This window comes from Streptomyces sp. WMMB 322 (assembly GCF_900090145.1).
Classification (GTDB): Bacteria; Actinomycetota; Actinomycetes; order Streptomycetales; family Streptomycetaceae; genus Streptomyces.
On record NZ_FMHI01000002.1, the window covers coordinates 165,078 to 179,089 of the forward strand.

General features: G+C 66.0%; 14 protein-coding genes and 1 pseudogene. 1 reads left to right on the forward strand and 14 read right to left on the reverse strand.

The features are described from left to right. Window positions 1–1,195: 1,195 nt before the first annotated feature. Entirely contained in the window at window positions 1,196–1,606 is a 411-nt protein-coding gene (locus H180DRAFT_RS04250; RefSeq protein WP_055484624.1) for a MerR family transcriptional regulator, read from the reverse strand. A gap of 293 nt (window positions 1,607–1,899) precedes the next feature. Further along, on the reverse strand, window positions 1,900–2,313 hold the full coding sequence (locus tag H180DRAFT_RS04255) for a MerR family transcriptional regulator (protein ID WP_254665899.1): 414 nt from the start codon (window positions 2,311–2,313) through the stop codon (window positions 1,900–1,902). 74 nt (window positions 2,314–2,387) lie between these two features. Between H180DRAFT_RS04255 and H180DRAFT_RS29465 the strand changes: the two genes are divergently transcribed. Beyond that, the gene (locus H180DRAFT_RS29465; protein ID WP_055484626.1) at window positions 2,388–2,888 is read left to right on the forward strand and encodes a hypothetical protein; all 501 of its coding nucleotides are present in this window, start codon (window positions 2,388–2,390) and stop codon (window positions 2,886–2,888) included. A gap of 116 nt (window positions 2,889–3,004) precedes the next feature. On the opposite strand, the pseudogene H180DRAFT_RS04265 reads toward H180DRAFT_RS29465, so the two are convergent. The 12 genes and pseudogenes from H180DRAFT_RS04265 to H180DRAFT_RS04320 form a co-directional block, all read right to left on the reverse strand. Further along, window positions 3,005–3,427, reverse strand: a pseudogene (locus H180DRAFT_RS04265) (tyrosine-type recombinase/integrase); the annotation flags it as partial. A 42-nt stretch (window positions 3,428–3,469) separates the two neighbouring features. Further along, window positions 3,470–4,057, reverse strand: a complete 588-nt coding sequence (locus tag H180DRAFT_RS04270; protein ID WP_159033557.1) for an O-methyltransferase — start codon at window positions 4,055–4,057, stop codon at window positions 3,470–3,472. Window positions 4,058–4,178: 121 nt separating this feature from the next. Further along, window positions 4,179–4,952 carry an aspartyl/asparaginyl beta-hydroxylase domain-containing protein gene (locus H180DRAFT_RS04275; protein WP_055484628.1) on the reverse strand — a complete coding sequence of 258 codons (774 nt, stop codon included), beginning with the start codon at window positions 4,950–4,952 and terminating at the stop codon, window positions 4,179–4,181. A 56-nt stretch (window positions 4,953–5,008) separates the two neighbouring features. Further along, window positions 5,009–5,740, reverse strand: a complete 732-nt coding sequence (locus H180DRAFT_RS04280; RefSeq protein WP_055484629.1) for a 2OG-Fe(II) oxygenase — start codon at window positions 5,738–5,740, stop codon at window positions 5,009–5,011. Window positions 5,741–5,859: 119 nt separating this feature from the next. Next, window positions 5,860–7,137 (reverse strand): MFS transporter, encoded by a 1,278-nt coding sequence (locus H180DRAFT_RS04285; protein WP_055484630.1) that lies wholly within the window; start codon window positions 7,135–7,137, stop codon window positions 5,860–5,862. Continuing rightward, on the reverse strand, window positions 7,134–8,141 hold the full coding sequence (locus tag H180DRAFT_RS30040; protein WP_055484631.1) for a biotin synthase BioB: 1,008 nt from the start codon (window positions 8,139–8,141) through the stop codon (window positions 7,134–7,136). The genes H180DRAFT_RS04285 and H180DRAFT_RS30040 overlap by 4 nt, the downstream gene beginning before the upstream one ends. After that, on the reverse strand, window positions 8,141–9,367 hold the full coding sequence (locus H180DRAFT_RS04295; protein WP_055484632.1) for an alpha/beta hydrolase: 1,227 nt from the start codon (window positions 9,365–9,367) through the stop codon (window positions 8,141–8,143). The genes H180DRAFT_RS30040 and H180DRAFT_RS04295 overlap by 1 nt, the downstream gene beginning before the upstream one ends. Beyond that, complete coding sequence (locus H180DRAFT_RS04300; RefSeq protein ID WP_055484633.1) at window positions 9,368–10,216, reverse strand: hypothetical protein; 849 nt, start codon at window positions 10,214–10,216, stop codon at window positions 9,368–9,370. Between the two features lies 1 nt (window position 10,217). Then, window positions 10,218–11,627 carry a B12-binding domain-containing radical SAM protein gene (locus H180DRAFT_RS04305; protein ID WP_079099831.1) on the reverse strand — a complete coding sequence of 470 codons (1,410 nt, stop codon included), beginning with the start codon at window positions 11,625–11,627 and terminating at the stop codon, window positions 10,218–10,220. 120 nt (window positions 11,628–11,747) lie between these two features. Further along, entirely contained in the window at window positions 11,748–12,041 is a 294-nt protein-coding gene (locus H180DRAFT_RS04310) for an Os1348 family NHLP clan protein (RefSeq protein ID WP_055484635.1), read from the reverse strand. A 578-nt stretch (window positions 12,042–12,619) separates the two neighbouring features. Further along, on the reverse strand, window positions 12,620–13,615 hold the full coding sequence (locus H180DRAFT_RS04315; RefSeq protein ID WP_055484636.1) for a methyltransferase: 996 nt from the start codon (window positions 13,613–13,615) through the stop codon (window positions 12,620–12,622). 65 nt (window positions 13,616–13,680) lie between these two features. Continuing rightward, window positions 13,681–14,010 carry a phosphopantetheine-binding protein gene (locus H180DRAFT_RS04320; protein WP_055484637.1) on the reverse strand — a complete coding sequence of 110 codons (330 nt, stop codon included), beginning with the start codon at window positions 14,008–14,010 and terminating at the stop codon, window positions 13,681–13,683. Between the last annotated feature and the right edge of the window lie 2 nt (window positions 14,011–14,012).

Sequence of the window (14,012 nt, forward strand, 5' to 3'; positions counted from 1 at the left end):
CCTCATCTTCGGAAGGCCGGCGGGGAGGCGGAAACGGATTCCGAACGACCTGGAAGCCGAACGCCCGCTGTTTACGGGCTCCCTCGGCCCGACTCGCTCCACGGGCGACCAGGGCCCGGCCATGTGGCAACGCCAGCGAATCGCCTGCTCCGCAGGTACGCCGTCGGCTGGGTGAGCAGCTCGAGCCACCCTGGCAGCTGACGGTCGATCAGGCTGAGCCACGAAGCTCGAGCAGGCCCGGTCGATGTTCGACGGTGTCGAAAGCCAGGTTGATCATCACTGCAGTCGCCGTAGAGGGCAGGCCCCAAAGCCATCCCAGGGCCTCAGCGCGCAGACACCCACGACCGCGTCTGCCACGACCGCATCGACTAACGGAACCGTCACCCTCCACGTGGCAGGCCGCCTACGCCACATCGGCATCGGACGAACCCACGCCCCATCCTGCTCATCCAGGACCTTCACGTCCGCGTCATCAACGCCGCCACCGGCGAACTCCTCCGCGAACTGACCATCGACCCCACCCGCGACCACCAGCCCACCCGCCGACCACCCCACAGCAACGGCACATAACGAAACCCCCGAACCCCCAACCGTGAGTCCGGGAATTTCCGATGTCCTGAGACATCACACGGGGCAGGTGGACCGGAGGAGGATGAAGACAGCAAACCGGAGTTTCCGGGCGTCAGGCTGTCAAAACCCTGCTCGGTTGCCAAGGCGCCCCCTGAAGATGAAGGTCGCGTGCCAGCCGGGCAACCCGCTCAGGAGAGATCCGGGGCGGGTTTTCGGCGTTGTCGGGCGTTGCCGTCAGCGGTTGGCCGGTGATCCGCAGCTGTGGGCGGCCACACTGTTCGACGAAATGTCGGGGTGCTCGGCTGCCAGGGCGCGTACGCAACATTCACCCCGGGCACTTCGTCGCCATCAGATCCGGCCGCAATGCGGGCTCTGCATGGCGCGGGGGCTCCAGCCGATCAGCCACTGAGCGCAGCGAACGCGCCAGCCATCGCCGTGAGCGTCGTGGTCTGCGGGGTGCTTCGTCAGCTACGGGTGCGTTCGGCAGGGCAGAATTCGCCTCGCGCATCGCATTCACGATCATGGGGCCTTCGATGGGGATCATGCCCTCTCCTCCAAGCCGATGAAATGGGGTGGCGGCCCGGTCTGTGCCCGAACCATGAGTTCACAGCAGCCGTCGTCCTGTTCATGGCAAGTCCTTCCTCGGAGGCGGGTCCTCCCCGTTCTCGGCCGCCGTGTAGGCAGCCACCTTCCACTCGATGAGTTCGAGGTCGGTCTGGAGCTGACGCAGGTCCGCCCGTACGCGTTCGCCGTGGGAACGCAGCAGCGCCAGCCGAGCGGCCCTCGTGGCGTCGTTTCCGCTGCGTGCGTGCCTGCTGAACTCGCGCACGGACTCGATCGGCATCCCGGTGCGGCGCAGCGCGACCAGCACGTCCAGGAGTCCGAGGGCGTCGGCGTCGAAACGGCGCCGCCCACCCGTGTCGCGGGGGAGTTCTCCGAGGAGACCCTCGCGGTCGTAGTAGCGCAGCGTGTCCACGGTCAGCCCCGACTGCCGCGCTGCCTCACCGATGCTCACGTATCTCTCGGACGTCGTCATGGCGGACACCTTGCAACCTGGAGTGCACACCAGGTCAAGGGCCGGGTTCGGCCAACGGCCCGCAGTGAACGGCCCGTCCGATGAATGGGCTCCTTGGCGCACTCAGGACGGTGTGCCCTCTCCCGGGACGCCCGCACAAACGGCTGATTCGCTCTCTCCTGAACAGCCGCGCCCAAGTTGGGGCAGGAGGGAAGACTCCGTCGACGTATCCCGCGCGATCATTCCTGGGTGCACCCTGCCGGACGACGCCACTGCAGCAGGCGCGGCCCTGGCAACTCAGGGACGGTGACAACTCAGGGACGGTCGGGGTCGAGCTGCTCTACGGGCAGGCCGGCCACTACCCGGTCCAAGGCTGCCGTCAGATCGGGGCAGTCGCGAGCCGGATGCTCGGAGGGGCAGGCCAGGGCATGGTCCAGAAACCGCTTCGCCGCCTCCGCCCGCGCAATGAGCTGATCCAGCTCCACGGCCTGCTCCCACAGGACCCGGTGCCAGCGCCGGCCCGGCTCGTCCAGCACGGCCGCAGCAGCGTCCAGGCGGATGCCCAAGGACTGCGCAATCTTCAGGAAAGCCAGCCTGCGCAACTCCTCCGGCCCGTACATGCGCCGCCCGCCGCGACGCAGCGCCGGCCGGACCAAACCGCGCTCGTCGTAGTAGCGCAGCGCCGAGGTCCTCATACCGAGCCGCTCCGCAGCCTCACCGATGCCCATCAGCTCCACACCTCCAGTTGACTTCAAGGCCGCTTGAACCCGCAACGTGAGCAGCGGAGGGAAGGAGTGAACCGATGACCGACACCCTCGGCGTGCTCGCGGCCCTGCTGGCCACCGTCGTGATGGCCCCGGCCGAGGCGCACGCCCTCGAGCTGCCGGGCAAGCTGCGCCTGAGCCGCGCCGAGTACACCGTGGTACAGCGCATCTACTATCCGGGCTTCACCAGAGCAGGCATCGCCGAGATTCCGGGAGTGCTGGTGGCGGCTGCCGCGCTTGCCGTGACGGATGCCGGGACGGCCGACTTCGTACTGCGGTCGGTCGCGCTCGCGGCCCTCTCCGGCGTGCAGGCGGTCTACTGGCTGCGGGTGCACCCGGTGAACCGGATCTGGCTCGAGGAGCAGGACCTGGACCGCCTCAGCACCGGGTTCTTCGCGCTCGGAAGCCGACACCCACCCGGCGGCGATGCCTCCTACGAAGCATGGGCGACGCTGCGCAACCGCTGGGAGTCCGGCCACGTCCTGCGCGCGGCTCTGGCCACGATCGCTGTGACCAGCCTCGTCGTCGCGCTCGCCTGATCCTGCGGCCTGACCACGAGACACGTACACGTCATGCCCGTCAGCCGGATGTCCTCTGCTAGCTGGGCCTCCGTCACGAGGCAGAGCACAGTCCGACGCCGGACGGTTTTCGCAGGTCAGGAGACTGGATTCGGCTTCTGGACCTCGGCTGAGCCTCCTTCGTGCCCCTCGCGTGCCCTTTCGGCGCGGTCGTGCCCTTCGGACCAGGCACTGAATGCGGCAGCCACCTCGGCATCGCGGCCGGCCACTGGGCGGGCGTAGTGCCGAGTGGTCACGCTTGCATTCGAGTGGCCCAGCCGGTGAGCGGCGGTCATGACGCCGTACCGATCAGCCACCCACGTGCCGTGCGACGCCCGGAGGTCATGAGGCGTAACGTCCGTCAGCCCAGCAGCGGACACGACGGGGTTGAAGTGCGCCTTGCGCCACTGGTTGTAGCGCAGGGGGCTCCCTTCCCCGTTGGTGAATAGCAGCCTGTCCGCACCCTCCGGCAAACCCTCCAAGTACGCCCCGAGGCGTGTGGCCAGGGCAGCAATCCTCAGCGCCGGCCAACGCCGCATGGACGGTCATGCTCGCCGGCGCGGCTAGACGATCCGTGCGACCAGCATGCCGTCGTGGCCTCGCTTGCCCACGGTCTGGAAGACGACGCCGTCGACGTCGTCCCGGCTTCCGACCAACTCCATCACCTGTTGCGTCGCCCGCACGGCGGGGTTCGCGGCTTCAGGGTCACGCACCTCACCGGACCTCACAACGTTGTCGAAGACGATGAGGCTTCCCGAGTGCCCGAGCCGGAGGCAACTCTCGAAGTAGGCCACGTTGTTGTGCTGGTCGGCATCGATGAAGAAGAAGTCGAACGGCTCGGCCCCTTCCTCGATCATCTCCTCCAGCTGCTCCGCGGCGTTCCCCATGCGGACCTCGACGCGGTCGTGCAGCCCCGCCTCCTTGATGTTGCCCGCGGCCACCAGGGCGTGCACGGGGTTGTTGTCGATGGTCACCATCCGTCCGTCGGCGGGCAGCGTCTTCGCAAGCCACAGAGCGCTGTACCCGCCCAGGCTGCCCACCTCGAGGATGCGACGGGCCCCGATGAGGCGTGCCAGGAGGCTGATCTGCTTGCCCTGGAGCTCGGTGACGTTGATCGGGGCCAGGTTCTCCTGCGCGGACACCTGCAGCACCCGTTCCAGATCAGGGTCCGGAGGGCACATCAAACGGGTCAGAAATGCTTCAGTCTCCGCCCACACAGCTGAATCCACACTTCCACCAATCTGTAAACGTAGGTATTCCGTCCGGCTCGCATCAGGCATTCATCTGCCGTGTCCAGAACTGCCTCGAAAACATCCGACGCCACACGCCCATCATGTGCTGAAGCGCCTCGATCTCCGGAGCGGAGAGATCCGGGTGCCAGAAGTCGAACAGCAAGACAGTCCTGCGCTCACTTCCCTCGTTCCACACTTCGTGCTCGAACGAGTCGTCGAAGACGAAAGCCTTTCCTTCCTGCCACACACGTTCCTCGTCCGCCACGCGGATGCGTGACCCCTCGGTTGTGATCAGCGAAAGGTGGCACCTCAAGTGCGCGTTCGAGAACCCCGAGTGCGGGGCGATATGGGTGCCGCCGAGCACGGTCGAGAAGTAGGTCATGCCGCTGTCAGTGGCACCCGGAATCGGCGCCAGGGCCTTCAACGTCCTCGGGAATTCCGGAAGATTCCTCGTATACGGTCTGCCGATGCAGCACAGGTACTGCGCCCGCCAGTGCCCGGCTTCGGCGAGTTCCGGACTCGGTACGGAGCTGCTCGTGTCGCGGCCCCCCGCCCGCAGCTCGTCCGTGATGGTCTCCGCGGCCCCTTCGAGGTCTTCCAGCCACGGAAAATCGTGTCGGCCCCACCACGGCCGGGATGTGAGCCCTGGAAAGAAGATCGTCGGGTCCTGGGAGCCGGAGAACTCCCGGATACGACCCTGAGCCGTGATGTCCAGGCCTTCACGAATCCTCTCGACGTCCTTCGGGTCGACCTTTCCCAAGGAGAGCCACTTCTCGAACTCGCGCGGCCCTTCGGTGATCCACAGCTTCTCCATGCGTCACGACTCCATCCGGTCTGCGTAGGGCGGCCACGAGCACTCGATGCCGCGGGTCACTCCGAGCCGAGCAGAGAGACGAGCCGGTCGATCTTCCGGCTCTCGCTTCCCGTCTCACCCGGGGACTTGGATGCGACGAAGCCCGTCATGGTCCGTCGCACCGCACGGCCGGCGGTCCGGTCGACCCGCTGGATGCAGTGGATGGTGCCTTCCTCGACCAGTACCAGTCTGTTGGGCTTGGGCACGATGGCCGTCAGACAGGGCGGCGCCACGCTGACCTTTGCCTCCACGATCTCCAAGGGCGACATTCCGGATTCATCAATCTCGATGGCACCCGGATCGGTGTCCAGGAGGAGGAGCTCCCCCGCCCACGAGGCCTTCCATTCGTCGTGCAGGAAGAAGACGAACTCGCCCCGCCGGCCCGCCGCAACGTCGTTGTGCCATCCCAGCCGGCTTCCGGCGGAGTACTTCCAGAAGCTGAACCCGACGATCGACCAGTCCTCGCCGGGCACGCCGAACATGTCGGAATGGGAGTGGAGTTCGCGCACGACCCGCCCGTAGGCGCGCGGAAGTTCGACCGTGCCCCCCTGCGCCGACTCCGATTCCATGTCGTGGCGCAGCACGGCTCCTCGTGACCTGAAGGCGGACCCGTCGGATTCTGGATAGACGACGCTGGGCGTCTCCTGGAAGTCCTGATCAGCCATGAGATTCCGGATCTGAGCCAGATCCGGGGCTTCCAGGAAATCGTCGATTACGCGGAACCGTTCACCACGGGCCACAGTCTTCATGGTTCACTCCTGCCGGGATCGTCAAGACGTCCGTATCGTCATTTCGAGTCTCTGGATTTGTTCTTCCGCACCGAATTCCTGATCGTCCGGCCGGTTTCCTGCTCTGAATTCGTTGCCGCTCACGCGTTCTGCAGTCCGGCCAACGTGCTCTGCTCTTCCGTGCGGATCAGACGACCCATGCCAAGAATGGGGAGGACAGTCAGCATTCCTCCCGCCACGCCGATCCACATGCACGCCATGATTCCGATGCGAGAGCCCATCCATCCCGCGAGAAGCGCGGCCAGAGGCATGCTTCCCCACACCACGAACCGGATGGAGGCGTTCATCCGCGCGAGCAGGTCCTTGGGACACACGCGCTGCCGCACGCTGACCTGGGTGATGTTGAAGACGACGGCCCCGAAGGTCATTCCGAACTGGCCCAGAACGACCAGACCGGTGGGCACGACGGATCCCCCGGTCTGGAACGCGCCTGCAGCCGGAAATGCCGCGATCGACACCGCCGCGAGCAGCAGGCCCGCCGCCATGACCACACCGGCAGCCAGGGAACGGCGGATCCGGGGCAGGAGGAGAGAACCGGCGAGTCCGCCGAGTGCACCGATACCGAGCACGACACCCATGACCGTCGCCCCCAGGTCCAGCTCGTTGAGAATGAGCAGAGGCGTCAGCGTCATCACCACCGTCGCGAAGAAGTTCGAGACGCCGACAGAGACGCACAGCCGCCGAAGCACCGGGTTGCGGACGACGAATCGGATCCCGCCCAGGATCTCCTTGCCGAGGCCGGAGCGCTCCGTGTCCCCTCCGCGCTTTCGCGGCTCGCCGTCTTCGACCGTGGCCAGGACGCCGGCGCAGAGCACGTACGCGAGCGCGTCGACAGCGAGTACCAGTGGCGCACTCACCACCTTGAGAATCACGCCGGCCAGTGCCGGTCCGCCGGCGGAGGACACCTGTGCCGACGCCTCCAGCCGCGCGTTGGCGGGCTCAATCGCCTCGCCGGAGACGATGAAGGGCACGTACGACTGGTATGCGACATCGAAGAACACCGACGCGACTCCGACGACGGCGCAGGCTGCGTACATCCACTCCAGTTCGAGCTGCCCGCCCGCCCACAGCAACGGGACCGCCCCGAGCGCCACGGCACGGACGACCGCGGACGTCATCATCGTCGACTTCTTCGACCATCGGTCGACCCACGCACCCGCCGGCAGTCCGACCAGCAGGTAGCAGACCGTGAGTGACGCGGTGAGGTATCCAACCTCGTCACTTCCGGCGTCCAGGGTCTCGATCGCCACCACGGGCACCGCCAGAAGCCCGAACCGCTGCCCCATCTGTGAAAGGGACTGAGCGATCCAGAATCTGAGGAAGCGCCCGGAGTTCACGCTGTCCGCCGCAGAGCTCACCTGACGTGTCCTCCGGTGGTCACGTTCTCCTCCAGGAACACGGATCCACGCAGTTCGAGCCCCGACTTTCCGGCGATGCCGCGTACGTGGTCCAAGGTCACGACGAAGCGGTCCTTTCCGTAGATCAGGTACCGCTTCTGATCCACAGCGCGTGAGAAGTTCACCGTCATCACATTCGCGCCCGCTTCGAGGCCCCGCGACTGCCCCCCGTCCCCCGCTCGTTCCAGAGCGCTGACCGACGGGATCAGGAGGTGGGGATACGACACCCGCAGGCAGGCGATCACGTTCAGGGCGAGTTCGTTGTCGCCGATCGGCGACAGGCTCATCGGCGTGTTCGGAGCGGGGATGAACGGACTCACGCTGCACATGCTCACACCGAGTTCCCCGGCGAGCTGGATGTCGTCGATGACGCTGTCCAGACTCTGGCCGGGCAGGCTGGAGATCAGCCCCGTACCGACCTTGAAGCCCAGCTCCAGAAGGTCGTTCATGCATCTCAGTCTTGTCTCGAGCGACTCGTGACGGATGGAGAAGTGGAGTTCGGGATCGCTCGTCTCGTGCTTCAGGATGTAGCTCGTGGCGCCCAGTTCGCGGAGCCTCGCGTACTGGGCCCGCTTGAGATTTCCCAGGTTGAGCAGGATCTCGACGTGCCCGCCGAACAGTTGCCGGATCCTCGGTATCGCGTCCTCGAGCGCGGGCACCACGGAGGGGGTCTCCCCGCCCTGCAGAAGGATGACGTCGATCCCGCTGTCCCTTATCAGCTCCGCGATGTCGACGATCTGATCACCGGTCAGGAAGTACGTGTCGTTCTCGCGGACGTTGTCACGGCGCATGGGGCAGTAGTCGCAGTTGACCCTGCACACATTCGTCAGTTCGATCACGCCTCGCGTGACGACCTTCCTTCCCCAGTGAGCGTCCCGGGCCGTGCGGCTTGCCGCGAACAGCTCTTCCTGCTCGGTGCCCCGGGCCACCAGGAGTCTGCGCATCTCTGCACGAGTCAGCATCATCAACCCTCACGCTCACGGATCTCGGAAACTTCGATGTCGATGGTCATCTGCGCCGTGCGGCCGGGATCTGCCCCGGACTCGGCATAGGTGGAAATCACGTCGGTCAACGAGGGCCTGAACTCGTATTCGCGCGGTTCGCCGTTCACCCGGACGAACACCCTTCCCGGCCGCACCAGTTGCTCGCCCAGAAGAACGCGGACCCGGGAGGCACCGGTCACTTGTATGTCGATGCCGGAGCGTCCAGTGGCGCGAGCCTCCACATGTGCCGCGCGTCCAGGAGTGATGTGGCTGATCTCCACCCAGTGGGCCCGGCCGGCCCCGGACTCTCGTGCGCGATGCACGATCCGGCGGGGCCACGGTTCGCGCCGCGACGACCTGAAGCACCGCACGACGCTGTCGAACTGCGGGGTGCCCGGCACGAACCGCATGGTGCTCAACTGGTGCTCTCCCTCGGCCACTTCCACGAACGAGATCCGCCGGTGGCCCAAAGACCTCAGATGCTCGACGGCGTCCCGGTCCAAGGCGCTGGGGATCTGCTTGTCGCGGCCACCGTGGATCACCGCGAGCGGCAGGTTGAGAAGGTTGGGAAGCAGCTCGCGCATCGTGCGGTCCGGGCCGAAGAGCTCCCAGACCGAGGGAGCCCCGTTGACAGACCCCGTCATGCTCGTCCGGTCCCAGCACCTCGCCGTCGTATTCCAGGCCGCGATGCCCCCCATCGACGCCCCCACCAGAGCACAGCGGTCGGGGTCCACGGAGAGGTTCTCCCGGGCCCACGAGAGGGCACGCATCGGGAAGTCGCCCGGGTCGGGCGTCCACCGCGCTTCGGAGAACCGCCGGCCGAAGAGGCCCACCAGGTCGAAGTTGCTCTCCTCGTCAACCGGCTGCTGCGCGGTGGGACAGAGCAGAACGGCGCCGCAGGCGTCCGCCAACTCACGGAATTTCGGCTCGAGTTCCTCGCCCGAGCCGCCGACGCCGTGGAGACCGACGATGACGCCCCTGCGTGCGGGGCCCCTGGTCTCCGGAACGTACAGCGATGTACGGGTGGTGCGCCCCCACGCGTCCGACAGCTCGATGGTCTCCGAGCGGTGTCTCTCCGGTTCGCCCCTCGCCGAGGAAAGGAGAGCCTGGACCTCGGGCAGTTCGACACCCCGCCTCTCGAACGCCGCTGCCGCCGCCTGTGGGGTGTCCGTCAGGCATATCCGTCGCGCCTCACGTGCCGTCCTCATCTACGCCCGCCCTTCGGCGGCCGACGCCGCGTTGCGCGCAGGCGCGACCGCCGCCGGTCGCTCTCCGCCGCAGGGCGCGAATCCGAGACTGACCGGAGTACGGCTGAGTCTCTTGGCCGCGTTACCCGCGAGCCACAGCGCGGAATGGAGGTCTGCCGCTTCGAAGGGCACCTCCAACGACGTCGCCCCGGTCGCCGGAGCCAGGCTCTTCGCCGCCTCCACAAGTGTGTCGAGGTCGGTGACGGAATCACAGGGATTGCCGCTCAGGACGAGACGCGAGCGGTCCAGAACCCATGCGAGGCGGATCGCGCCGGGGGTGCACTGCTCCACCCCGAGCAGCTCCTCCACTGCCGGTGAGCTGCCGTCCGGGACGGGGACCGTGAGGGTGCCGGTGGCGGTTCGCACGGGACCGGAGCCGGACGGCAGCCCTTCTTGCGCGTGCGGCAACGGGATGAGGTAGCGGTGCAGGCGGGGTCCGCCGCAACGCATGCGCAGCCGCCGGGCCAGGTGCGCTTCGGGCTTGCTGGGCTCCACCCAGGCGAGCACGCCCCGGAAGCCGTTGCGACTCGCCCAGTCCCGGACGGCGAGCACCGTCCGGAGACCGGCACCGGACGCCTGGAACCTCTCGTCGACGAACAAGCCCTTCAGCAGCAGCCGCTCGTGCCACCGCATGCCGCGGTGCACGCTCGCCAGCGTTCCGTCCGCCGTGAACAGCCCCATCCAGCAGTAGTCCCGCTCCGCTGCGAGTTCGCGGCGGACCACGTTGCCGTCGATGCCGTCGATGTCACACAGCCGCAATGCCGAGTCGACGTCGTCTGCCGCGAGAGGACGCGCGGTGAAATCCTTCACGCTAGCCGCAGCCACCTCTGCTCGCTTCGGACGCACTGGTCAGCGCGATGAAGGTGGTTCCTGGCGGCGGCGCGGTGTCGGCCGTGCCCTCCACCTCGAGCATGCGCCGCGCGGCGGTCCGGCCGGCCAGCAGGTTCATCATCAGCTGGGGGGTCACGAAGCGGGAGTCCAGATCCTGGATCACCCAGTGGAAGACTCCGAGGTCGAACGGGTAGTAAGTGGGGTAGAGCAGACTGGACTCCGCCATCCGCACCTGACGCGAGAGTCCGGTACCGGGAAGGATGCGGTATCCAACGTGCATCACGAGCTCGTCGTCCTCGAGATTGTCGTTGATGAACCGGGCGCTGTTACGTGCCGTCTCCCTCGTCTCGCCCGGGCCGCCGAAGACGACGTTCACCCTCACAGGCAGCGAGTGCCTCCGGCTTCTGTCCAGGAAGCGTGAGACGTGCCTGGTGCGGAAGGACTTTCCGAGGTTGGCCATCACCTCGTCGTCGAGGCTGTCGGGCGAGACGACGACGTTCTCCACCCCGCTGTCGGTCAGCAGCCCGGCGAACTCGTCGTCGAAGGGCTTCGGCGTGAAGTAGGCCGACCACGTCAGCCCTTCCAGCCGGAGCTCGTGAACCAGCCGGACGACTTCCTTCGCGTAGCGCAGTTCGCTGTTGAAGATCCCGTCGGTGAAGAACACCCGCCGGTACCCGGCACGGTGGATGCCGCGGATCTCGTCGGCCAGCACGTCCATCGGCTTGAGATCCCCGCTGTTGTCGCCGTCGATGTAGGCGTAGGGGCAGTAGGCGCAACCCTGGTAGCAGGTCTTCCTGCGGGTCTCGACACCGATCATCGCCTTGTGCGAATCCGAGTAGGCGCCCATGAGGAGTGGGGGATGGTGAAGGACATCCGTCAGGAATTCCGCGTGCCGTCTGCCCTGCAGGACCAGGCTCCGCCCCCGGAACGAGCCGGGGTGCCGGGCTATGTCGAGCATGACCTGCTCGCCCGGCCCGATGACGCCGGCGTCGAGTCCCAGTCTTTCGACCAGTGTGCCGGCAAAGAGACTGAAACCCGGCCCACCACCGATGAGTACAGGGTCTTGAGCACGTCGGGAGAGTTCTTCCCTCACCCGCTGCACGAATGAGACGTAGTTGTCCACGTGGGTGTCGCAGGCGATTTCGATCGGGTCGATGTTTCGTATGGTGAACCCGATCACGTCCCAGTCGCGGTCGAGCCACTCGAAACTGGTCAGCTGGTCCGGCGTCTGGACGAAATCCACCAGCAGCGTCTCGTGTCCGGCACGGTCCAATGCGTCCTGTACGCACCGGACACCGATGGGAAAGATCGGCTCGTTGCCGGCCATGGGGAGACTCGCAAGGTTGACCAACACCACGCGCGACATGTTGAACCTTTCGCCTGCGGACATGACTGGGACACAAGGGCCGCCGAATAGCAGCGAACACCCTGTGCCCCAGCTGAGCGGTTGAACTCGAATCTGCGGAATGCTTCAGCCGCTTTGCGCAGATCCGCGGTCAAGCGGCCTCGGTCAGCCGCAGGACGGGGTGCTCATGGTGATGAGGAAGTCGGAGTCGACCAAGTCGAACAGCGACTCACAGGCCTTGTCGAAACGCTCGGAGTCGACGAGCATCAGCGCCTCCATCGACTCTTTGACGAGGACGAGACCGGCGTCGCTGAGAGCCTGACGCGGGTTCTCCTGCAGCGCTTCTGCGAAGGCCTTGTCAGAACCGAGGCGAGACACCAGTGCCTCGAGTGCCAGGGCCGCCTTCTCGGCCTCCGCTACCTGCTCGGAGGTGAACTGAGTTGTGGCCGTAACAGCCATTTTCGTATCTCCTTCGTAGGGCTGAAGATGCTCTCCCTTGAAATGTCAAAGTACTTAGTGCTCCACATGGCGTCAACCGTGTAATTATGGCCGGATATCCACTTCCCTGGCAGCTGTTGGAGCCGCCTCCAGGGGGCCGTGCGGTGTTGCAGGAATCGCGATTTCCGCCGCGCCCGATGGGGAAATCGAGCGTCCCTCCGGTGCCGGCCCGACCGGCCGGTATCGCGATGAAATCGCTGCTCATGAGCGCGTGGTCAGCTGCTGGTGTCACTTTGCGATTCCCCCCCCCTCACCCGGAGACCACAGAAGGCAAGCAACCGCGGTGGGAGCGGAATCCAATAATCCGCGGTGCGTCGGCTCGAATACCTCCGGAGTCGACGGCTGTATTCGGCCACCAGACGGGCACGTAATAAGTGAGGAAAACGGAGCCGAGCATATCCGGGAAGGGAGAGTGATTCGACATCGGAACGGAGGTTCTCATTCCATCTGCGCAACTCCGGCGGGTAACGGAGTCGGCTATTCCAGTTGTCGGCGCGAATCAAGATTTTCCAGCGAGAACCGAGTCGTCGCGGGGTGCCTTACGGAAGCACCGCTTCCAGCAGGAAGGTCCCCAAGGCCAGCGGACGCACCGACGTGCACCGCATGCCGGCTCCCTCGAGCAGGGAGACATACTCGGAACGGGATCGCTCGCGGCCACCAGTGACGACAAGCATCTGCATGTCCCACCAGGAGGCGAGGGACAGGGAGTCGTCTTCCGGGAGAAGCCTTTCGATGATCAGGAGTTTGTCGCCAGGTGACATGGCAGCCCGGCAGACATCGAGCAGTCGCTCACATCGGATGTCGTCCCAATCGTGGAGAACACGCGACAGAAGATACAGGTCGCCGTCCTCCGGGAGTCTTTCGAAGAAATCCCCGGGAACTGCTCCGAGCCGGGACTTCAGCGAGTGATCGGCGAACTCACGGTTCAGTCCCTCGGCAACGTGGTCCCGGTCGACAACGCATCCGGTCGTTCGTGGTGCGGCCTCGAGAACGGACTTCAGGAGCTCCCCGTTGCCGCCTCCGATGTCCACGACATGCGAAACCCCCGAGAAGTCATAGGAATTGCACAGTTCGCGCGCGACGATCTGTGCGCAGGCGGCCATGGCGCGGTCGAAGCGCCGCGCCCGGAGAGCATCGGCGCCGAAATACTCGAACTGCTCCTGTCCGAATTCCTGCAGCCACCCCGTTCCTCCTGTCCGGACCGAGTTGGCCACATGGGCCCATGCCGAATAGCAGTCTTCACCGTAGAAGACCACCAAGTCCCGGAAGTTGCCGCCCGGTTGGAGCAGACGGGTCAGGCTGGTGGCCGTGTAGGCGTCCTCCGCGTTCCGCTCCGCGAGGCCCAGCCCTGACAGATGCCGGAGCAGCCGCGATACGGCTTGCTCGTCGCACACTGCCGTCTTTGCTATTTCCGCGGCGCTGCGGGGAGTTTCACCGAGAACGTCGAGGACGCCGGTCCGCACTCCGGCGTACACCGACTGCGAGATCCACGTACCGGTCATCAGCGACAGAAGTCGCTCGGCCGCTTGGGCCACTGGCTTCCCTTTCCCAGGCGTCGACGGATTGCGGGTGCCGCGGGTTGCGCCGGGCTGCACCACTCCTAGCCAGGCATTTCAGTGATCTCAGCACCGGCGGAGCAGAGGCAGCCGGCCCAGCCGGCCACGGTGCGCTTCCCCGGGTCGAGAAGCACCTCGTCGGCCAGCTCGGTCCCGCTCAGTTCTTCCACCTCGGTCGCGAGTGCCATCCAGTCGAGCGAACTGAGGCCGAGAAGAGAAAGGTCCGTGTTCCGCTGTTCGTCGATCTGCGCCAGGAAGGACTCGGCCTCCTCGGCTCCGATTCCGGGGGTTCCGGACAGACGCCGGGCCACGAGGCGTGCCACCAGACGTTCCAGTTCGAGCAGACGGATCCCGTCCGAAGATGCGATGTGCATGA